Here is a 20,552-nt window from a genome sequence, read left to right on the forward strand (position 1 = left end):
AGCCCCGGCATGAACGCGGCATCTTACGTTCAGCATCTGCCTGTGGGTAACTTGCGCAAGTGCTTGAACCGGTGCATAATGCGCGGCTCGCTGTGTCCGGTTTTCTGCCGGGCGGCGCCCCCGGGAGCACGTCCCCGGTCGCCCAACGCCAGCGTAACCCTTTGATTCTCTTGACGTGTGGTGGGCAACCATCGAGGCCGCCGTCTCCCGGGCTACGGGCTGACAACTACTACTATCGAGGTGCGCAATGTCCCGCGTATGCCAGGTTTCCGGCAAGCGAGTGCAGACGGGTAACAACGTCTCGCACGCCAACAACAAGACCCGTCGTCGTTTCCTGCCGAATCTGCACGAGCGCCGTTTCTGGGTGGCCAGCGAGAACCGCTGGGTCAAGCTTCGTGTTTCCGCGCATGCACTGCGCACCATCGACAAGAACGGCATTGATTCCGTTCTGGCTGAGCTGCGTGCGCGCGGCGAAAAGGTCTGAGGAGTAAAGCATCATGGCAGGCAAGCGCGATAAGGTCCGTATGATTTCCTCGGCCGGTACCGGCCACTTCTACACCACGGACAAGAACAAGAAGAACACCCCGGGGAAGATGGAATTCCTGAAGTACGATCCGGTCGTGCGCAAGCACGTCCTGTACAAGGAAGGCAAGATCAAGTAATCCGCACGGATTGCTGATCCCCGCGAAGAAACCCGCCCTTGTGGCGGGTTTTTTCATGTCTGGCACTTCCCCCTGGTGGGTGCCGACCCTGGTCGGCACTGCCGCACTCCCTGCGCACGCTGTCGCCAATGACGCCCTGCGCGGAATGATGGGCCGAATGCGATAAGTGATTGTGTATACCGGTTCCGGCTCTTCGTGCGCTCCAAATCAATTGGAATCACAGGCGTGGCCGTGCCCAAGATGGCAAGCCGCTGCAGTTGCAGCGGTCGGGCTTGCAATCCCGTGAAGTCAATCAATCAGTAGACTCGCCCGCCGTCGCCGGAGATCCCTCCGGCGACGGTTGGTGACCTATCCGCCTCTATGGCGGACGGTGCGAGGGGGCCTTGCGCCCGCCGGTTCGTTTGCTGATTGATTGCTTCCCGGTATTGCAACCACGCATCGTCCGCCACCTTCACGGTGGCCAGATCCGTTGAAGGAGGTTGCATGAACACCCCATCACACCGCCAGGACCTGGAACTGGGCTGGCTGCGCCTGCAGCGCATGTTGCAAGGCATCGAGGGCATGGCGCTGCTGCTGTGCGATCACCACCTGGCACTGGCCAACGGCGCACCGTCGCCGCTTCCAGAGGCACAGCTGGAGCGGGCCGCACAGGCCATTGCCTGCATGGCGCTCAACGGCCGCCGCCATGCCGATTCGGTACGCCAGCTGTGCGAGGTGCCGGTGCGGCACTGAGCCATTCTGTAGAGCCGAGCCCACGCTCGGCTGCTCTGCGGTCGGAACGAAAGGCAGTCGAGCATGGCTCGACTCTACAAAGGCCGCTGGGCAGAATGGCCCATCACCTCCCGACGGGCGACACGATGCTGTTCGAGTGGTTGCTGGGTTCCTACCTGCTGCTGATCGACTGGCTGATCCGGCTGGTCGCGCTGTGCTGGATTCCCACCCGCACCACGCCGGGTGCGGCGCGCAGCTGGCTGCTGCTGGTCGGCTTCGTGCCGCTGCTGGGCCTGCCGCTGTATCTGCTGTTTGGCCACCCGTGGCTGTCACGCGAACGCATCCGCCGCCAGGCCGAGGCCTCGCAGGTCATCCGCGAGGAACAGGCGCTGCAGCATCGCCTGCGCTGGACACCGCAGCCGGACACCGCCAGCGCCGAAATCGTGCCGCTGGTGCAGCGCCAGGGCGATTTCATGCCGGTGCACGGCAACGCCGTCGACCTGCTGACCGACTACGACGAATCGCTGCACACGCTGATTGCCGACATCGACCAGGCCGAAGACCGCGTGCACCTGCTGTACTACCTGATGTTCGACGACGCGGTCGGCGAGGCCATTGTCGAGGCGCTGCAGCGTGCGGCTGCACGGGGCGTGCAGTGCCGCGTGCTGCTCGACGCGGTGGGCGCCAAGCGCGGCCTGCGCGCCTATCGCAAGCGCCTGCAGGCGCGCGACATCGAGGTACGCGCGATGCTGCCCGGTGGCCTGCGCTGGCGCCGCAGCGGGCGCATGGACCTGCGCAACCATCGCAAGATCGCGGTGATCGACAACGAAGTGGCCTATGTCGGTTCGCAGAACCTGGCCGGCCCGCAGTTCGTGCCCGGCCACCCGAACCGCGAGCTGGTGGCGCGCGTGCGTGGCCCGGCAGTGGCGCACCTGGAAGCGGTGTTCGCCAGCGACTGGTACATGGAAACCGGCCAGCGCCTGGACGTGATAGCCGATGTGCCCGAGTGCAGCGACGACATCGCCACCCAGCTGCTGCCAAGCGGCCCGGCCTATCCGTACAGCAATGCGCGCGATGCGGTGGCGGCGCTGATCCACCTGGCACGGCGACGGCTGGTGATGGTCACGCCGTATTTCGTGCCTGACGAAGCTACGCTCAGCGCGTTGCGCATTGCGGCCTTGTCCGGTGTGCAGGTGCAGCTGATCCTCTCGGCCAGCAACAACCAGCGGCTGACCTCGTGGGCGCAGGAGGCGTACTACGACGAGCTGCTGCGCTGTGGCGTGCGCATCGCGCTGTACGAGCCGCAGTTCCTGCACGCCAAGCACATGAGCGTGGACGAGGACATCGCCGTGCTCGGCTCGATCAACATGGACATCCGCTCATTCGCGCTGAATGCCGAGATCGGCCTGGTCTGCTACGACCGCGCGCTGGTGCAGCAGCTGTGTGCGATCGAGGATGGCTACCTGCGCGAGTCGCGGCAGCTGGACCTGCAGCAGTGGCGCAGCCGCCCCACGTGGCGGCGCAGCCGCGAAGGCATCGCACGGCTGGCCGATGCGTTGATGTGAGGCGGCGGCAATCGCCCGCTTCGGCAACCCGGCCCGTCATCGCCGATGGCCTACAATCGGCGCATGACTGATTCACCGCGTAATGGCGAACTGGACCTGGCAATCATCGGTGGTGGTGCGGCCGGGGTGCTGGTGGCGATCCAGGTACTGCGCCAAGCCAAGGCGCCACTGGCGTTGGCCATTCTCGAACCGGCTTCGCAGCTGGCCCAGGGCATCGCCTATGCCACGCCGTGGCCGGAGCACCTGCTGAACGTGCCGGCGGCGAAGATGAGTGCGTTTGCCGACCAGCCCGGCGATTTCCTCGACTACCTGATGGCCGCCAACGCCTACCCGGGCGAGGCGCGCGAGGTGCTGGGCGAGCGTTATGTATGCCGCCACTACTTTGCGGCCTACCTGCAGCAGCGCCTGCAGGAGGCCGCTGCGGCCAGCCCGGCGCAGCTGCAGGTGATCGCGCAGCCGGTGCTGGGCCTGCAGCCGGATGACCATGGCTACCGGCTGACACTTGGCGATGCCCAGACGCTGCACGCCGTGCAGGCGGTGCTCGCTACCGGCAACAGCATGCGGCCGCTGCCGGTGGCCGGTGCCGAGGCACTGCCCGCCGATGATGTGATCGAGGCCTGGGACTACGACGGCGTGCGTACCCTGGCCGGTGAGCAGGCCGTGGCCATCGTCGGCTCCGGCCTGAGCATGGCCGACACCGTGCTGGCGCTGGTTGCCGCCGGCCACACCGGCCCGCTGCACGTGATCTCGCGCCATGGCCTGCTGCCGCTTCCGCATGCGCATGGCGGCCTGCCCACGTTCGACCCGGCCACGCTGCTGCCGATGCGCCTGCGCCAGCGCCTGCGCGCATTGCGCGGGTTCGCTCGCCAGGCGCAGGCCGACGGGCTGCCGTGGCAGGGCGTGATGGACCGCATCCGTCCGCATGGACAGGCGCTGTGGTGCAGCCTCGACGCGGCCGACCAGCGCCGCTTCCTGCGCCATGTGGTGCGCTACTGGGACGTGCATCGCCACCGCATCGCCGAAGAGGTCGACGCACAGCTGCAGGCGCTGATCGAAAGCGGCCAACTGCGCATTCACCGGTCCCGCCTGCAACGCGTCGGCCGCGAAGGCGATGCCCTGCGGCTGTCGGGTCGCGATGCCAACGGCAATGAACAGCACTGGACGATCGGCGGCGTGGTCAACGCCACCGGCGTGGAAACCCGCGCCAGTGCGCTGCGCAATCCGTTGCTGCAGCAGCTGCAGGCCGAGGGCCTGGCACGCCCCGGCCCGCATGGGCTGGGCCTGGACAGCACGGTGCCGGGCGACCGCTTGCGTGCTGCCGGTGGCCAGCCGCAGGCACGGCTGGGCGTGCTCGGCAGCCTGCGCATCGGCAGCCTGTGGGAAAGCCTGGCGGTGCCTGAACTGCGCCAGCAGGCGCAGGCACTGGCCAGCCAGGTGGTCGCAGGAGCCGCGACGGCGATGCCGTAAAATGGAGGCATGGATGTCTCCCACCTGCTTGATGGCCTGAACCCGGCCCAGCGCGAAGCCGTCTCCGCTCCCCCCGGCCACCACCTGGTGCTGGCCGGTGCCGGTTCCGGCAAGACCCGCGTACTCACCCACCGCATCGCCTGGCTGCATGAAGTCGATGGCGTGCCGACCCACGGCATTTTCGCGGTGACCTTCACCAACAAGGCGGCCGGCGAAATGCGCCACCGCATCGACGCCCAGCTGCCCCATGGCAGCCGTGGCATGTGGATCGGTACCTTCCACGGCCTGGCCAACCGCCTGCTGCGCCTGCACTGGCAGGACGCCAAGCTGCCAGAAGGCTTCCAGGTGATGGACTCGGACGACCAGCTGCGGCTGGTCAAGCGCGTGGTGCAGGCGCTGGAGCTGGACGACGGCAAGTACCCGCCCAAGCAGATCGCGTGGTGGATCAACGCGCAGAAGGACGAAGGCCGCCGCCCGCAGCACATCCAGCCCGAACCGCACGATGCGTGGCTGGAAACCATGCGCCAGGCCTACATCGAGTACCAGGCACGCTGCGACCGCGCCGGCCTGGTCGACTTCGCCGAGCTGCTGCTGCGCGCGCATGAACTGCTGCGCGACAACCCGGCGTTGCTGTCGCATTACCGCGCCCGCTTCCGCGAAATCCTGGTGGACGAGTTCCAGGACACCAACGCCATCCAGTACGCCTTCGTGCGCGTGCTGGCCGGCGATTCCGGCCACGTGTTCGTGGTCGGCGACGATGACCAGGCCATCTACGGCTGGCGCGGTGCCAAGGTCGAGAACGTGCAGGGCTTCCTGCGCGACTTCCCGGGCGCACAGACCATCCGCCTGGAGCAGAACTACCGCTCCACCGCCAACATCCTCGGCGCCGCCAACGCGGTGATCGCGCACAACCCGGACCGCATCGGCAAGCAGCTGTGGACCGACAGCGGCGACGGTGAACCGATCGACCTGTACGCGGCGTACAACGAGATGGACGAGGCGCGCTACATCGTCGAGCGTGCCCGCCAGTGGGTGCGCGACGGTGGCAGCTACACCGAAGTGGCCGTGCTCTACCGCAGCAACGCACAGTCGCGCGCGCTTGAAGAGGCGCTGCTGAGCGAACAGGTGCCCTATCGCGTGTACGGCGGCATGCGCTTCTTCGAGCGTGCCGAAATCAAGGACGCGCTGGCCTACCTGCGCCTGCTGTCCAACCGCAATGATGACGCCGCTTTCGAGCGCGCGGTCAACACGCCCACCCGGGGCATCGGCGACCGCACGCTGGACGAAGTGCGCCGCGAGGCGCGCGCCCAGGGCATTTCGTTGTGGGAAGCGACGATGCTGGTCACCCAGGGCAGCGCGCTGGCCGCACGTGCGCGCAATGCACTGGCCGGCTTCCTGGGGCTGGTCAACGAGCTGCAGGCCCAGACCGTGCACATGACCCTGGCCGAGCGCGTGGACCACGTGCTGGCCCGCTCGCAGCTGCGCGAGCACTGGAGCAAGGAAAGCCGCAATTCGCTGGATTCGGAATCGCGCACCGACAACCTCGACGAACTGGTCTCGGTCGCTTCGCGCTTCGTGCGCCGCGCCGACGACATCGAGGAAGTGGGCGAGGACATGGATGAGCTGGTTGCGTTCCTGGCTTACGCCGCGCTGGAGGCCGGCGAGGGCCAGGCGCAGGCGGGCGAGGACGGCGTGCAGCTGATGACCCTGCACTCGGCCAAGGGCCTGGAATTCCCGCTGGTGTTCCTGGCCGGCCTGGAGGAAGGCCTGTTCCCCAGCGCACGTTCGCTGGAGGAAAGTGGGCGTCTGGAAGAAGAGCGTCGGCTGGCCTACGTGGGCATTACCCGCGCGCGCCAGAAACTGGTGCTGAGCTATGCCGAATCGCGCCGCATCCACGGCCAGGATAACTACAGCCTGCCATCGCGCTTCCTGCGCGAGATTCCGCGTGAGCTGCTGCACGAAGTGCGCCCGAAGGTGCAGGTCTCGCGACCGGCCTCGATGGGCGCCAGCCGGGTGATGGGCCATGCCTCGATCGAAGCACCGCCGATCAAGCTCGGCGCGCTGGTTACCCATCCCAAGTTCGGCGAAGGCATGGTGACCGACTACGAAGGCAGCGGCGCCCACGCCCGCGTGCAGGTCGAGTTTGCCGACGCCGGCAGCAAGTGGCTGGTGATGGCCTACGCCAACCTGACGGTGATCTGATCACCGTCGAGGGGCGGGATACCTGTAGAGCCGAGCCTATGCTCGGCTGCTTGTACCGGGGAAAACCCAGCCGAGCATGGGCTCGGCTCTACAAACGCGGTCGGTCGTCAGCCGGTGGTGAACGTCTCTACGGCTGCCACCAACCGCGCTCGGTCCATCGCTTCTTCGTCTTGGCGGTTGCGGATCAATACGTAGTGACCTTCCTCCGGCGACAACACCTCGATCACCTCATTGCGATAGTTGGTGATCTCGATGAAGCCGCTGCTCACTCCGTTGAGGTTGTCGATCTCGGCCATCAACGTCTCCAGGCTCACGATGGCGCCGTCCTTGTCCGTTCCGCCGCCAGTGCGGGGATTGTCGAGGTACACGCTTATCTTCGGCTGCCTGGTCCTATGCCAGTTGTTGACGTCAACGATGTGATGTGTGGACCACCTGAAATCCTCTGCTGATTCGTTGCCGTTGAACTCACACCGGAAGATCGGCAGGCATAGGAACAGCTCCGTGCGCTTCTCGATCCGATTCAGAAGCCCGTGATAGGTGCTGGGAACCGCCATCGCATGAGTGAACCCATAGGCGTTGGAAGGAATCTCGAAGATCGTTGGCCCATCATGTGAAAGATGGTGCGGTGCGTTCAGCACAACGCTGGCGGCGAATTCCGGATCATCGACATTCCTGGATGCGATCGCGAGGTCATGTCCTTCGGCGTTCCTTATGCAGCAATAGAGCACGTACGTCGCGACTACGTACTTGCTGAAGTAGCAGCCGTGGGCCTCGGCTACCTCCGCGAACGTCGTTAACAGGTCATCCCTGGTGATCATGCGCATCTGGATGGTGGAAAAGCACATGATGGTCTGCTGAAGGTCTTCCGGCCATGCAACTTGTCTGAAAGCACCTGGATGGGGTCAGAGCCCCTTTCCGTTGGAAAAGGGATCCTACCCCGATACGCTGCAGCCATGACCCGCAACGTGCTCTTCCTCTGCAGCCAGAACCGCCTGCGCAGCCCCACTGCCGAGCAGGTGTTTGCCGATTGGCCGGGCATCGAAACCGCCTCGGCCGGGTTGCTGGCCGACGCCGAGGAAGTGCTCAGCCCCGAGCTGCTGCAGTGGGCCGACCTGGTGTTCGTGATGGAGAAGGCGCATCGCAACCGGTTGTCCAGCCGCTACAAGGCCTGGTTGAACGGCAAGCGGGTGATCTGCCTGGATATTCCCGACGACTACGACTACATGGACCCGGTGCTGGTCGAGCTGCTCAAGCGCAAGGTGGCGCCGTTCCTGCGCTGACGGGCTGTTGTAGAGCCGAGCCCATGCTCGGCTGCTTCTGGCGCGAAAAGCAGCCGAGCATGGGCTCGGCTCTACAATAGGCGGCACTTCTTCCAGGAACGCCCCCATGACCGAACCCGCGCTGCACGTCACCGTGACCTTGAATGCCCGGCTGCAGCCCGAACATCGCCACGAGCTGTTCGAAGACCCGCTCGATGCGCTGCTGCAGGCGGCCAATGTCGGCGAGATCACCGGTGGCGGCACCGCGATGTCCGACGACGGCGAGGTCGAATACGGCGATATCGAAGTGGCACTGGTCGACGTGGCCGGGGTGCCCAAGCTGATCGACCTGCTGGAGCAGCTGGGTGCACCGAAGGGGTCGAAGATCCAGGGGGCAGGCGAAGCGGATCGCAGCTTCGGCGTGACCGAGGGCCTGGGCATCTACCTGGATGGCCTGAACCTGCCGGACGAGGTCTACGAACAGTGCGATTCCAACCACGTATTCGAGCAGCTGTCCGGGAACATCGATGGCCTGGGCGAGATCTGCAGCTGGTGGCAGGGCCCGACCGAAACCGCACTGTACATGTACGGCGAATCGTTCGAGGCGATGCGTGATGCGATTGCCGAATTCGTGTCCAGTTATCCGCTGTGCCAGAACGCACGCGTGGTGCAGATCGCCTGAGCGACATTGTTGTGGAGCCGAGCATGGGCTCGGCTCTACAGAAGTGGGCCGGCCGAGCGCGTCCCTCGGACCACGCGACGGTGCGCACGGGCCCCTGCGCAGCGCCGGATTGATCCTGCTCAAGGCGCCGCCTCCACATCCGGTGTGCAATGGTGGCGTTCCCATCTGGCAGACCGCCACGGAGCCCCACCATGTACAAGCGCATCCTGATTGCCACCGACGGGTCCGAGCTGGCCGACAAGGGCCTGGCCAAGGGCCTGGAGCTGGCCAAGGACCTCAACGCCGAGGTCGATATCGTGACTGTCTCCGAGCCGTGGGCCGTCGGCATGTACGACGCCATGGGCTGGAGCGTGGGCTACATGAACAGCCCGGAATACAAGGCTGACCGCGAGGAAGGCGCGCAGAAGGTGCTGCAGCCGGCGCTGGCCAAGGCCGCCGAGCAGGGCATCACCGCCAACCCGGTGCACGTGCTGGACCGCTACGCGGCCGACGGCATCATCGAGACGGCGGCCGAGCGCAACAGCGACCTGATCGTGATGACCTCGCACGGCCGCCGTGGCGTGACCCGCGTGCTGCTGGGCAGCCAGACTGCCGAGGTGCTGGCACGCAGCACGCTGCCGGTACTGGTCATCCGCTGATCCATACCCGCAGATTCAAGCGTTCCCCGGGGAGGGGACCCGACGCCGGTGCGCAGGATGCGTGCCGGCGTTGTTTTTTGTAGGGGGCTGGGGTGAATCCACGCATGGCGTGGATCTACTGATAGGCGGTCACCCACGCATGGCGTGGACCCACGTTCGTTGTCCCGGTAGATCCACGCCATGCGTGGATGGGCCGTGCCAATCACCCTGAGGGGGTCAGAGCCCTTTCCTGTGGAAAGGGATCCGACCCCGGTCACAACCCCGGTCACCTCACCAGCTGTACAGCTTCCAGTAGACCGGCGAGACACCGTCCTTGTCGTTGTCCATGCGGCCGTCGCCGTTCTTGTCATACATGTAGAACGGGGCACCGCGCGACGGGGTCACCTTGACCATGCGCAGCTGGCCGGACACACGGTATTCCTCGATGGTGTCACCGTTGTCCATGGTGCGCCTGGACACATCCGCGCCCTTGACGTCCACCGGGGGAGCACCCGCGCCACCCATGCTGGCGCAGCCAGCGAGCAGGAGCAGGGAAGCCAGCATCAGGGTCTTCATCGGCGGGGGCCTTTGCCTGGAAAGAGCCTTGATTATGCCCCATCGCGGTGTGCGCGCCGTGTCGCCGCGGTGCAGGCACGGGCGCGTAGAATCGGCGCATGAGCAGATTAGTCCTGATCGACGGGTCCAGTTACCTGTACCGCGCGTTCCACGCGCTGCCGCCCCTGTCCAATGCACAGGGTGAACCCACCGGCGCGCTGTTCGGCGTGGTCAACATGCTGCGTTCGACGCTGAAGGAGCGCCCGGCCTACGTCGCGTTCGTGGTCGATGCGCCCGGCAAGACCTTCCGTGATGACCTGTACGACCAGTACAAGGCCAACCGCCCGCCGATGCCCGATGAACTGCGCAGCCAGGTCGAGCCGATGTGCCGCATCGTCGAAGCGCTGGGCATCAGCATCCTGCGCATCCCCGGCGTGGAAGCCGACGATGTGATCGGCACGCTTGCGCTGCAGGGCCTGGCGCAGGATCTGAAGGTGACCATTTCCACCGGTGACAAGGACTTTGCCCAGCTGGTGCGGCCGGGCATCGAACTGGTCAACACCATGACCGGCAGCCGCATGGATTCCGACGCGGCGGTGATGGACAAGTTCGGCGTGCGCGCCGATCAGATCATCGACCTGCTGGCGCTGATGGGCGACGCGGTCGACAACGTGCCGGGCGTGGAGAAGTGCGGGCCGAAGACCGCTGCCAAGTGGCTGGCCGAGTACCAGCACCTGGACGGGGTGATGGCGGCCGCGCCGACCATGAAGGGCAAGATCGGCGAGAACCTGCGCGCTGCGCTGGAACGCCTGCCGCTGAACCGCGAATTGGTGACGATCCGCACCGATGTGGAACTGGAGGCCAGCCCGACCACGCTGGCGCTGCGCGAGCAGGATGTTCCGGCGCTGACCGAGCTATATACGCGCTATGGTTTCACCCAGGCGCTGAAGGAGCTGGGCGCGCCTGTGCCGGCACCGGTGGCCGCCAGCGAGGCGACCCCGAGCCTGCGCGGCACTGCGGCCGGCTTCGCGCGTGGCAGCGTCGAGGCGCCCGCCGCCGGCACGCTGGATCCGGCACTGTCCGCGCCGGGTGAATACGAGACCGTGCTGACCAGCGGGCAGCTGCAGGCCTGGGTCGAGCGCCTGGAGCAGGCCGAGCTGATCAGCTTCGATACTGAAACCGATGCGCTGGACGCGATGCGCGCGCGCCTGGTCGGCGTCAGCCTGGCTGTCGAGCCGGGCAGGGCGGCCTACATTCCGGTCGGCCACGATTACCCGGGTGCGCCGGCCCAGCTGCCGATGCAGCAGGTGCTGGATGCGCTGCGGCCGGTGCTGCAGGACCCGGCGAAGAAGAAGCTGGGCCAGCACGGCAAGTACGACCTGCATGTGCTGCGCCGCCACGGCGTGGAGGTGCAGGGCTACCACGACGACACCATGCTCGAGAGCTTCGTGCTCAACTCCACCGCCACCCGCCACGACATGGATTCGCTGGCCCTGCGTTACCTGGGCTACACCACCCTCAAGTTCGAGGACGTGGCCGGCAAGGGCGCCAAGCAGATTCCGTTCTCGCAGGTGGGCATCGACGAAGCCAGCCGCTATGCGGCCGAGGACGCCGACATTACCCTGCGCCTCCATCGCGCGCTGCAGCCGCAGCTGCTGGCCGAGCCGGCGCTGGACAGCGTGTACCGCGACATCGAGATGCCGCTGGTGCCGGTGCTGACCAGCATCGAAGCCAACGGCGTGCGGATCGACACCGACGAACTGCGCCGCCAGAGCCAGGACCTGTCCTTGCGCATGCTGGCCGCGCAGCAGAAGGCCACCGAGCTGGCCGGCCGCAGCTTCAACCTGGATTCGCCCAAGCAGCTGCAGGCGGTGCTGTTCGACGAGCTGAAGCTGCCGGCGGTGGTGAAGACCCCGAAGGGCCAGCCCAGCACCAATGAAGAGGCACTGGAGGCAATTGCCGACCAGCACGAGCTGCCCCGGGTGATCCTCGACTACCGCGGGTTGGCCAAGCTGCGCAGCACCTACACCGACAAGCTGCCGGAGATGGTCAACCCGGACACCGGCCGGGTGCATACCAGTTACCACCAGTCCGGTGCTGCCACCGGCCGCCTGTCCTCATCGGACCCGAACCTGCAGAACATCCCGATCCGCACCGAGGACGGCCGCCGCATCCGCCGCGCGTTCGTGGCGCCGGAGGGCTTCCAGCTGCTGGCCGCCGACTATTCGCAGATCGAGCTGCGGATCATGGCCCACCTGTCCGAGGATCCGGGCCTGGTGCGCGCCTTCGAGCAGGGCGCCGACGTGCACCGTGCCACCGCCGCCGAGGTGTTCGGGCGCACGCTGGAGGAGGTGACCCCGAACGAGCGCCGCGCCGCCAAGGCGATCAACTTCGGCCTGATGTACGGCATGAGCGCCTTCGGCCTGGCCCGCAATCTGGGCATCGACCGTGGCCAGGCACAGGACTACGTGGCGCTGTACTTCAGCCGCTATCCGGGCGTGCGCGACTTCATGGAGCGGATGCGCCAGCAGGCCCGTGACCAGGGCTACGTGGAAACCCTGTTCGGCCGCCGCCTGTACCTGAACGACATCCACGCCCGCAACCAGGGCCTGCGTGCCGGTGCCGAGCGCGCCGCGATCAACGCGCCGATGCAGGGCACTGCCGCCGACATCATCAAGCGTGCAATGGTGGATGTGGACCAGTGGCTGCGCGACAGCGGGGCACCAGCGCGGATGATCCTGCAGGTGCACGATGAACTGGTCTTCGAAACCGAAAGCAGTTTCGTTGAAGACCTGCGTTTGCAGGTGGTGGAGCGCATGTCGCAAGCGGCCAAACTGCGAGTGCCGCTGGTGGTCGATACCGGCGTCGGCAGCAACTGGGATGAGGCGCACTGACGGAATTCAGGCCGAAAACGACGTGAATGTGTTCATGAGTCGGGGGTTTCTGACTCGACCATGAATGTTGCCCCGATTGAAATTCATTAAATGGGGCCCCTTCACGAACCGTTAGTGTTCGGAGTGCTTCTATAACTCCCGACAGGCGCAATGCCTGTTGTGGATCTCTCCCATCCCCTGGAGCAGATCTCGGAACGGGGACTCCTCCCCAAGTGCCCGTTCCCCGGCCCCGTTGACCTCCCCCTGGTCAGCGGGGCTTTTTATTTGCGCGTATGGAACACACTGGGGGTCAGATCCCTTTACCCGCCGGGCAAAGGGATCTGACCCCAGGTGCTAGGCTGGGCCACCGTTCCGCAGGGGAAGACCATGCCCGACCTGTTCGCCCTGGCCATGCCGTGGTGGGAATTCATCCTGCGCGCGGTGGTGGTGTATGTCGTGGTGCTGGGCATGGTCCGGCTGGGCGGCAAGCGGGCCCTGGGGCAGATCACGCCCTTCGACGTGCTGCTGATCGTGCTGCTGGGCAACGCGGTGCAGAACGCGCTGCTGGGCGCTGACACCTCGCTGGGCGGCGGCCTGCTGCTGGCGGCGACCCTGATCCTGCTGAACTACGGGGTGGGCTGGCTGACCACCCGGAACCGGCGGATGGAGCGGTTGATCGAAGGAGAACCCACCGTAATCGCGCGCGATGGTCGCCTGTTCGAGGCGGTACTTCGCCGCGAGCTGATCAGCCGCGCCGACTTCGATGCCGCGCTGCGCCAGCAGGGCGGGCTGCAGATTGAAGACGTGCAGATTGCCCTGCTGGAGACCACCGGGCACATCACCATCATCGCGCGGAAGGGCAGCTGACCAGCGCCGAGCCCACGCCCCGCGCGACGGCACCCCTCAGAGCCAGTCGCGCGGCACCAGATAGTCTGCCAGGCGCGATTCGGGGCTGCCCGGTTCGGGCGAGAAGCCGTATTCCCAGCGCACCCGCGGTGGCAGGCTCATCAGGATGCTTTCGCTGCGGCCACCGCTCTGCAGCCCGAACAGGGTACCGCGGTCGTAGACCAGGTTGAATTCCACGTAGCGGCCGCGGCGGTACAGCTGGAACTCGCGTTCGCGTTCGCCATGGGGTGTGTCCTTGCGCTGCTGCACGATCGGCAGGTAGGCGTCGAGGAAGCCATCGCCGACCGCGCGCAGATAATCGAAATCGCGCTCGAAGTCGCCGTGCAGGTCGTCGAAGAACAGGCCACCGACGCCGCGCGTTTCGTTGCGGTGGCGCAGGAAGAAGTACTCATCACACCAGCGCTTGTGCGCGGCGTAGCGTTCGTCGCCGAACGGCGCACACAGATCGCGTGCGACCCGGTGCCAGTGCTGCACGTCCTCGTCGAACGGATAGAACGGGGTCAGGTCGAAGCCGCCGCCGAACCAGCTGGCCACCACTTCACCGTCGCGCTGCGCCTGGAAGAAGCGCACGTTGGCATGGGTGGTCGGCACGTACGGGTTGAGCGGGTGGAACACCAGCGACACGCCGGTGGCGCGCCAGGAGGCGCCCGCCAGTTCCGGGCGGTTGGCTGAGGCTGACGGTGGCAGGCGGCTGCCAGCCACGTCGGAGAAGCCGATGCCGGCCTGCTCGAACACCGCACCGTCGCGCAGCACGCGGGTACGCCCGCCACCGCCCTCGGCACGCTGCCACAGGTCTTCCTGGAAGCGGGCCCGGCCATCGACGGCCTCGATCGCCGCACAGATGCGGTCCTGCAGCTCGGTGAGGTAGGCGCGAACGCGCTCGAATTCGTTCATGGCGCGTACTTTACCGCAGGGCCCGGCCAACGCCGCGGACAGGCCCTGGCAGGCTCAGCGCTTGCGGTTGGTAGTGCGCGGCGCCGGAGCGTCGTCCACGGCCGCTTCATCAACCGCCTTCTGCAGGGCACCGCCCAGCGTGATCAGCTCCCAGTTCTGGGTTCCGAGCACATCGCAGGCCACATGCAGGCCGCTGCGGTCGGCCTCGCACAGTTGCCCCAGGATGGCGCGTGCATCCACGTCCGCCCCATTGCCCTGCGCGGTGACCAGGTTCTCGCACCCTTCGCGGACGCCGGCGCGGCAGACCGTGGTGTAGTGCTCTGCGGCCTGCAGCCAGTGCCCGGACAGCGCCAGCCGGTTGCCGAGTATGTTGCAGCCCTGCAGCTTGCCCTGCGCACAGCAGGCGTCGGCGCCGTCCTCGTTGGCCAGCGCCAGTGGGCAGTCCTGTGGCAGCGGCAGTACCGTGTACTGCTTGGGTGCGCTGCACCGGGTGGCACCCTTGCCGGTGGGGGTGAACACCTGGAAGCGGGTCCAGGTATCCAGGCCCAGCAACTGCCCGCCGGGCAGCGGGCGCAGCACGAAGTCGCCGCCCCTGTCGTGGCGGATGCGGATGTCGCCCTCTTCGACGCGCGCGCGAAGGTGGCTGTTCCAGCCCACACCGACCAGGCCGTCGTCGCCGAAATCCAGCGTGTCCATCAGGCCGCCGTCGGACCGGTAATCACCGCAGGGCAGGACCGTTGCCGGCTGCGGTTGCAACGATGCACCCACCGCCTGCAGCGCTGGCAGGCGCTCGCAGGTAGCGGTGTCATTGCCGGAGGTGCAGGCCGCAGCCAGGGCCTGCACCGCCTGCTGGGGATCTCCCGCCTCCCAGGACAGCTCGGCCACGCGGGTGCAGAAACTGCCGTCCGGTACCTCGCGGCACAGCCGCAGCAACTGTTGCCGCTGCTCAGCCGGAATGATCACCGGCACGGTCGGCGCCGTCATCGTCACCATGGCTTCGGTCATGGCTGCGGTCATCGCGGCCTTGACCAGCTTCTCCTGCACTGCGGGGTCGGCCTCGAGTGCGGCGGCACACGCCGGGGTTCCCTGGTCGAAGCCACCGTCGTCACAGGCGGCGGGGAGTCTGATGCCGGACAGGGCGGCGTCGAGCGCCGCCTTTGCCAGGGCGGGATCGGCCTCGACCGCAGGTTTGGCTTCCTCGTGCCAACGATCAGCCAGTTGCAGGCACATGCCGGGCACGCCTTCCCGGCACCCTGCTTCCAGCGCGGCCGGGGTCGCTTCGCGACGGTTGTCCAGGCACGCCGCCGCATCGGCCAGGCAGCTGCCTTCAGCCGGGGTGGCGGCTGCGGCGCATCGTGCGGGGGCCTGCAGGGTGTAGACCGTGCCATCCACCTCGACCGTGCGGCCACGATCGCGCACTTGCAGCACGCTGGGCAGGCCGTACTCCAGGTTCACCAGCTGCAGCTTTCCGTCGATCTGCTGGAACGCGACCGGCGTCGGTGCGCTGCCGAAGTGCTTCTGCTCGCCGCGGTTCGGCGAGCTGATACGCAGCGTACCGCTGCCTTCGTCGGCCTTGAACAGGCCGCATTGCGGTGATTGTGCGGCGGCCACCGGCGCGGCCAGCAGCAGCGCCCAGGCCAGCCAGTGGCGGTACGGTGCGAGTGAGAGCATGTCGTCTCCTTGACGATCAAAGGCAAAACGCCGGGTGCTGCCGGAGGCCGTGGCCCACGCCCGGCAGAACTCAGTGGAAGCGCGCGCGCACGTCGGGGCGCAGCAGTCGCCAGGCCAGCCAGCCCTGCAGGCCGAGAAGCACGAACGACATGCCGACCACGGTCAGCGTGATCAGCCAGCGTTTCAGCTGCAGCTCCTGCAGCAGGGCCGGGTCATCGGCCAGCAGCGGAATGAAGTCGCCCATGAACAGGTCCAGCCACCAGGCGGCTGCGAAGTTGGTCAGGGCACTCAGCAGCAGCAGTACCACGAAGCTCCACAGGCCCCAGCGACGTTCACGCAGCAGGCCCCAGCTGGACACGGTCGAGGCCAGGCACAACAGCGCGAGGACCATTGACGCGGCCACCGGGTGCGCCAGCAGCCAGACCAGGCTGTGCAGCTGCTGTTGCTGCACTTCGCTTTCCACCAGGCGCCACAGCGTGAGGTTCTGCAGCGGCCACAGCACCAGTCCCTGCAGCACGAAGTAGATCGTCAGCAGCAGTGACAGCCAGAACGAAGCCTGTGCGACCGGGCGCACCCAGGCGTGATAGGCCGGGGAAAGCGGCGAGGGGATCGACGGGATCGACATTGACATCCGATGTCCTTGCAGTCGGCGCCCGCCTGCTCAGCGGGCCGTCGCCCGGGTGGCGACGGCCGGCAGGATATGGTGTTCGCTCAAGGGTGCCAAGGGCAGGCCATGCGGCGGTTGCAGCGGCACCCAGGCCAGTTCGGCAATTTCGGCGCGCGCCTGCGGCGCACCGTCCACCTGCACCCACCACGCCTGTGCCTGCACGCGGTGGCCGGGCTCGTTCACAGCCCAGTCCTCGAACGTGCCCAGCGCGATGGCGGCATCGGCGCGCAGCTGCACGCCCAGTTCCTCGTCCAGCTCGCGGGCCAGCGCCTGCAGGGGCGCCTCGCCGGGTTCGGGCTTGCCACCGGGCTGGATGAAGCGGCGCGCACCCTGCTTGCGCACCACCAGCGCCCGGCCGCGGTCATCCAGGATGACCGCAGCCACGATCCGGATCGTGGCTGCGGCATTGCTCACTTCAGGTTCTGCTCGAACAGCTTGAGGATGCGCTTGTACTGGTCCAGCCAGGAATCGGCACGCACATAGCCGTGGCGTTCCAGCGGGTACGGGGCGATCGACCAGTTGTCCTTGTGCAGTTCGATCAGGCGCTGGGTCAGGTTCACCGAGTCCTGGAAGAACACGTTGTCATCCATCATGCCGTGGGCGATCAGCAGGTTGTCCTGCAGGTTCTGCGCGTACTCGATCGGCGAGGACACGCGGTACGCCTCCGGGTCGATGTCCGGGGTGTTGAGGATGTTGCTGGTGTAGCCGTGGTTGTAGTTGTGCCAGTCCACCACCGGGCGCAGCGCCGCGCCGGCCTTGAAGGTGCCCGGCGCACGGAACAGCGCCATGAAGGTCATGAAGCCGCCATAGGAACCGCCGTAGATGCCGGCGTGGTCGCGGTCACCCTGCTGGGTGTCGACCAGCCAGTCCAGGCCGTCCTTGTAGTCTTCCAGTTCAGGGTGGCCCATGTTGCGGTAGATCGCCGTGCGCCAGTCGCGGCCGTAGCCCTCGCTGCCGCGGTAGTCCATGTCCAGCACGATGTAGCCCTTCTGCACCAGCAGGTTGTGGAACATCTGCTCGCGGAAATAGGCCGGGTAGCGCTGGTGCACGTTCTGCAGGTAGCCGGCGCCGTGCACGAACATCACGATCGGGTACTTGCGGCCCGGTTCCTTGTTCTCCGGTTCGTAGTACTTGGCCCAGACCACGCCGGCACCATGCTTGGACGGCACTGCCACCAGCTTCGGCTGGATCCACTGGCGTGCCTTGTAGTCGGCGGTGCGGGTGTCGGTCAGCACGCGCGCCTGGCCACCGGCACTGGGCAGCACCGCCAACTGCGGCGGCAGGTAGGCGCCGGAGTAGCGCACCAGCAGCTGCTGGCCGTCCGGCGACAGCGAGAAGTCTTCCACGCCGTTGAGGCTGGTCAGCTCGCGCACCTGGCGGTTGCCGGTGTCGACCGCGCAGACTTCGTAGTCATGCGGCGCCTGCTGGTTGCACAGGAAGTAGAAGCCCTTGCCATCGGCCGACGGCACCGGTGCCGAGGTTTCCCACTTGCCGCTGGTCAGCGCCTGCGGCTTGGCGGTGCCGGCCTGGGTGTACAGGTGCGAAAAGCCCGATTCCTCGGACAACAGCCACAGCGTGCGGCCATCGGCCATCCAGCCGAAATCGTTGAAGCCCCAGTTGATCCAGGCGTTGTCGGTCAGGCGGTGGCGGTTCTGAACGCGGCCGTCGGCGGCGTTGACGCTGATGATCCAGCGGTCCTTGTTGTCGTTGGCACGCAGCATCACCGCGGCCTGCTGGCCGTCGGCGCTCCAGCGGATGCCGCCGCCCATGAAGTCGCTCATCACCTGCACGCTGCGCTCGCCCTTCAGTGCATCCTTGCCGGCCTTGCGGCGCAGTTCGGCCAGCGGGTCGGTGCTGATGCCCGGCAGGCCGGACAGCGAGACCTTCTCGGCCTTGCCGGTGCGCACGTCCACGTACCACAGGGTGTGTGGCTCGAAGCCGTTGCGGCCGACGCGGGTGCGGGTGTCCTCGGTTTCCTCGTAGCCCGACTCGGTCACGTACAGCGGCATCTTGCTGGTGCGGCCGTCGTCGAAGTCCTTCGGCTTGGTCACCACGATCAGGTGGGTCAGGTCCGGCGACAGCACGCTGTCACCGATCTCGACGTCGGCGCCCAGGTAGACCGGGCCCGGTGCGCGGGTCGGATCCGCCTGGCGCCAGCGCTGGTCCTGGTCCTTCAATGCCTCGCGCTGCTCGCGGTCGCGGCGCAGGGTTTCAAGCGTGCGCAGCTGCTGGTCGCGGAGCACGTCGGCCTTCGGCGGCGTGCGCGGGTCCTTCTCGGCCTTCAGGCTGGCCACCTGCTGCACGCCGCTGGCGGCGGTCCAGTGGAACCAGTTCTGGCCGACGCGCCAGATCACGCCGTTGTCGGCCGCGAAGTTCACATTGCCCGCGCGCTCGTTGCTGCGGGTCAGCTGGGTCAGCGCGCCACTGCGCAGGTCGCGCACGAACACATCGCCATTGCGCACGAAGGCGCTGCGGCTGCGGCTGCGGTCGTAGACCGGATCGGCGACGTCCAGGGTACCGCGCTGGTCATCGGCCACCTGCGCGGCCACGCCGCCGGCCACCGGCTGGCGGAAGGTGTCGCGCACCGGGCTGCCGTTGCGCTTGAGCTGGTATTCCACCTGCTGGCTGTTCCACGACCACCAGGCCTTCTCGACCGGCGGACCGATCCAGTCCGGGTCGGCCATGGCCTGTTCGATGGTGATCGGCGTCGGCGCGGCATGCGCGGCCGGTGCGGCCAGCACGGCCGACAGCAGGAGGGACAGGGGCAGCACTCGGGACATGGGCGGACGGCACCAGAAGAGGAAACCGGGCAAGGGTAGCAGCCGTCCGGGCCGGGGGCAGGGGCCACAGGTCACGGCAGCGGAATCGGCAAAACGGCACCGCCCGGGTCGCTGCGACGGCGTGTGCGGCATGATGGTCATTCCGTTCGGATGGAACCGATATGTACTGCTACGACTACAGGATCTCTCTGGGCGTGCAGCACCCGACAGAGGCCGGCGCCGGAATTGCCGCCCGGCTGGATCTGGAACCGGCGTTTTCCCGTGATGTCGGGACCGGATATCGGGATCGCGACGGTACCTTGATCCGGGTTCATGCGGCGACCCGCGTGGTGTTCGTACTGCAGAGGGGAAAGGACGGTTGGCTGATGGATGCCTGGCCGGCGTTGATCGATCTCCTGCGGGCACGCGCCGACGTGATCAGGGAACTGCTGCAGGAGGGGGCCGGGATCGGCCTGCGTGTTGGCATCTTTGGAAAGACGGCATGGGCGGGTTTCGAGCTGGATCCGCAGTTGCTGCGGCTGATGACGGACCTGCAGCTGGATTTTCAGGTGGAGACCTATTTCCCCGACCCGGCGGACACGACCGGCGCCAGCGAAACGTCGGCGGACAGCTAGTGCAACCGGTTGCCGTGGTCGCGCATCCATTCTCCTGAACCCGCATCATCCATCGAACAGGAGCCCGACCATGCAGGAACTGATCCCGATCACCCTATTCATCTGCATCGCCTACGCGATCCATGCCACTGCCGATGCACGCGCGCGCAGCAAGCTGGTCGCCCCGCACGTACCGGAGGAAGTGATCCGCTCGCTGGCCGTGCTGGAAGAAGAGCGCCGCCGCCAGGGTGCGTTGCGCTGGGGCATCAGCCTGGTCTGCCTGGCCCTGGCCATGGCCCTGCTGGAAGCCATCGGGGCCCGCGACCTGACCTTTGGTGCCGCTGCCGCGCTGGTCGGCAGTGCCGGCCTCGGCCAGCTGCTGGCCTGGCACTTCACCCGGCCTGCCGCGCGCAAGGGGTGAGGCAGGCATGCCACGGGCACAGGGGGC

General features: G+C 66.9%; 20 protein-coding genes. 13 read left to right on the plus strand and 7 right to left on the minus strand.

The annotated features are described in order from the left end of the window. Positions 1–247 precede the first annotated feature (247 nt). The 6 genes from rpmB (at position 248) to uvrD (ending at position 6,607) form a co-directional block, all read left to right on the plus strand. Positions 248–484, plus strand: coding sequence for a 50S ribosomal protein L28 (gene rpmB, locus AC5P74_RS00230; protein ID WP_005411638.1), 237 nt, complete (start codon positions 248–250; stop codon positions 482–484). Between the two features lie 10 nt (positions 485–494). Further along, positions 495–662 carry a 50S ribosomal protein L33 gene (gene rpmG / locus AC5P74_RS00235; RefSeq protein ID WP_169411268.1) on the plus strand — a complete coding sequence of 56 codons (168 nt, stop codon included), beginning with the start codon at positions 495–497 and terminating at the stop codon, positions 660–662. 483 nt (positions 663–1,145) lie between these two features. Beyond that, a complete protein-coding gene (locus tag AC5P74_RS00240) occupies positions 1,146–1,394 on the plus strand; it encodes a hypothetical protein (RefSeq protein WP_005420350.1) in 249 nt (82 codons plus the stop codon). A gap of 125 nt (positions 1,395–1,519) precedes the next feature. Then, positions 1,520–2,938, plus strand: a complete 1,419-nt coding sequence (cls, locus tag AC5P74_RS00245) for a cardiolipin synthase (protein ID WP_014648869.1) — start codon at positions 1,520–1,522, stop codon at positions 2,936–2,938. Positions 2,939–2,983: 45 nt separating this feature from the next. Continuing rightward, on the plus strand, positions 2,984–4,405 hold the full coding sequence (locus tag AC5P74_RS00250) for an FAD/NAD(P)-binding protein (RefSeq protein WP_171957725.1): 1,422 nt from the start codon (positions 2,984–2,986) through the stop codon (positions 4,403–4,405). A gap of 9 nt (positions 4,406–4,414) precedes the next feature. Beyond that, positions 4,415–6,607, plus strand: coding sequence for a DNA helicase II (uvrD, locus tag AC5P74_RS00255; protein ID WP_346607699.1), 2,193 nt, complete (start codon positions 4,415–4,417; stop codon positions 6,605–6,607). Between the two features lie 107 nt (positions 6,608–6,714). Here the strand turns inward: uvrD and AC5P74_RS00260 are convergent, their stop codons facing one another. Then, positions 6,715–7,452 carry a hypothetical protein gene (locus AC5P74_RS00260; protein ID WP_329842022.1) on the minus strand — a complete coding sequence of 246 codons (738 nt, stop codon included), beginning with the start codon at positions 7,450–7,452 and terminating at the stop codon, positions 6,715–6,717. Between the two features lie 108 nt (positions 7,453–7,560). Between AC5P74_RS00260 and AC5P74_RS00265 the strand changes: the two genes are divergently transcribed. The 3 genes from AC5P74_RS00265 (at position 7,561) to AC5P74_RS00275 (ending at position 9,186) form a co-directional block, all read left to right on the plus strand. After that, the gene (locus tag AC5P74_RS00265; RefSeq protein ID WP_053498324.1) at positions 7,561–7,887 is read left to right on the plus strand and encodes a low molecular weight protein tyrosine phosphatase family protein; all 327 of its coding nucleotides are present in this window, start codon (positions 7,561–7,563) and stop codon (positions 7,885–7,887) included. Between the two features lie 106 nt (positions 7,888–7,993). Next, on the plus strand, positions 7,994–8,548 hold the full coding sequence (locus AC5P74_RS00270; RefSeq protein WP_053498326.1) for a hypothetical protein: 555 nt from the start codon (positions 7,994–7,996) through the stop codon (positions 8,546–8,548). A 191-nt stretch (positions 8,549–8,739) separates the two neighbouring features. Further along, positions 8,740–9,186 carry a universal stress protein gene (locus AC5P74_RS00275; protein WP_005420335.1) on the plus strand — a complete coding sequence of 149 codons (447 nt, stop codon included), beginning with the start codon at positions 8,740–8,742 and terminating at the stop codon, positions 9,184–9,186. A gap of 270 nt (positions 9,187–9,456) precedes the next feature. Here AC5P74_RS00275 and AC5P74_RS00280 read toward each other — a convergent pair whose 3' ends face one another. After that, complete coding sequence (locus AC5P74_RS00280; RefSeq protein WP_005420332.1) at positions 9,457–9,741, minus strand: DUF2782 domain-containing protein; 285 nt, start codon at positions 9,739–9,741, stop codon at positions 9,457–9,459. Positions 9,742–9,839: 98 nt separating this feature from the next. Between AC5P74_RS00280 and polA the strand changes: the two genes are divergently transcribed. After that, on the plus strand, positions 9,840–12,614 hold the full coding sequence (polA, locus tag AC5P74_RS00285; RefSeq protein ID WP_329842019.1) for a DNA polymerase I: 2,775 nt from the start codon (positions 9,840–9,842) through the stop codon (positions 12,612–12,614). Between the two features lie 366 nt (positions 12,615–12,980). Beyond that, positions 12,981–13,460: a DUF421 domain-containing protein gene (locus AC5P74_RS00290; RefSeq protein ID WP_053498330.1), complete on the plus strand. Its 480-nt coding sequence runs from the start codon at positions 12,981–12,983 to the stop codon at positions 13,458–13,460. Between the two features lie 36 nt (positions 13,461–13,496). Here AC5P74_RS00290 and hemF read toward each other — a convergent pair whose 3' ends face one another. The 5 genes from hemF to AC5P74_RS00315 all read right to left on the minus strand — a co-directional run bounded on the left by hemF (position 13,497) and on the right by AC5P74_RS00315 (position 19,511). Then, on the minus strand, positions 13,497–14,393 hold the full coding sequence (gene hemF, locus AC5P74_RS00295; protein WP_049415973.1) for an oxygen-dependent coproporphyrinogen oxidase: 897 nt from the start codon (positions 14,391–14,393) through the stop codon (positions 13,497–13,499). Positions 14,394–14,447: 54 nt separating this feature from the next. Beyond that, positions 14,448–16,064, minus strand: coding sequence for a hypothetical protein (locus tag AC5P74_RS00300; protein WP_346607731.1), 1,617 nt, complete (start codon positions 16,062–16,064; stop codon positions 14,448–14,450). Positions 16,065–16,134: 70 nt separating this feature from the next. After that, positions 16,135–16,695 carry a hypothetical protein gene (locus AC5P74_RS00305; RefSeq protein ID WP_253134614.1) on the minus strand — a complete coding sequence of 187 codons (561 nt, stop codon included), beginning with the start codon at positions 16,693–16,695 and terminating at the stop codon, positions 16,135–16,137. Between the two features lie 30 nt (positions 16,696–16,725). Continuing rightward, positions 16,726–17,145, minus strand: a complete 420-nt coding sequence (locus AC5P74_RS00310) for an NUDIX hydrolase (RefSeq protein ID WP_005420325.1) — start codon at positions 17,143–17,145, stop codon at positions 16,726–16,728. Next, entirely contained in the window at positions 17,142–19,511 is a 2,370-nt protein-coding gene (locus tag AC5P74_RS00315) for a S9 family peptidase (protein WP_065177831.1), read from the minus strand. Before AC5P74_RS00315 ends, AC5P74_RS00310 begins: the two co-directional genes overlap by 4 nt. A gap of 161 nt (positions 19,512–19,672) precedes the next feature. Between AC5P74_RS00315 and AC5P74_RS00320 the strand changes: the two genes are divergently transcribed. Then, the gene (locus AC5P74_RS00320) at positions 19,673–20,125 is read left to right on the plus strand and encodes a hypothetical protein (protein WP_005420323.1); all 453 of its coding nucleotides are present in this window, start codon (positions 19,673–19,675) and stop codon (positions 20,123–20,125) included. A 70-nt stretch (positions 20,126–20,195) separates the two neighbouring features. Beyond that, complete coding sequence (locus AC5P74_RS00325; RefSeq protein ID WP_346607730.1) at positions 20,196–20,525, plus strand: hypothetical protein; 330 nt, start codon at positions 20,196–20,198, stop codon at positions 20,523–20,525. The last annotated feature ends 27 nt before the right edge of the window (positions 20,526–20,552 follow it).

The organism is Stenotrophomonas sp. YJH_SMC_94-11, from assembly GCF_059370435.1.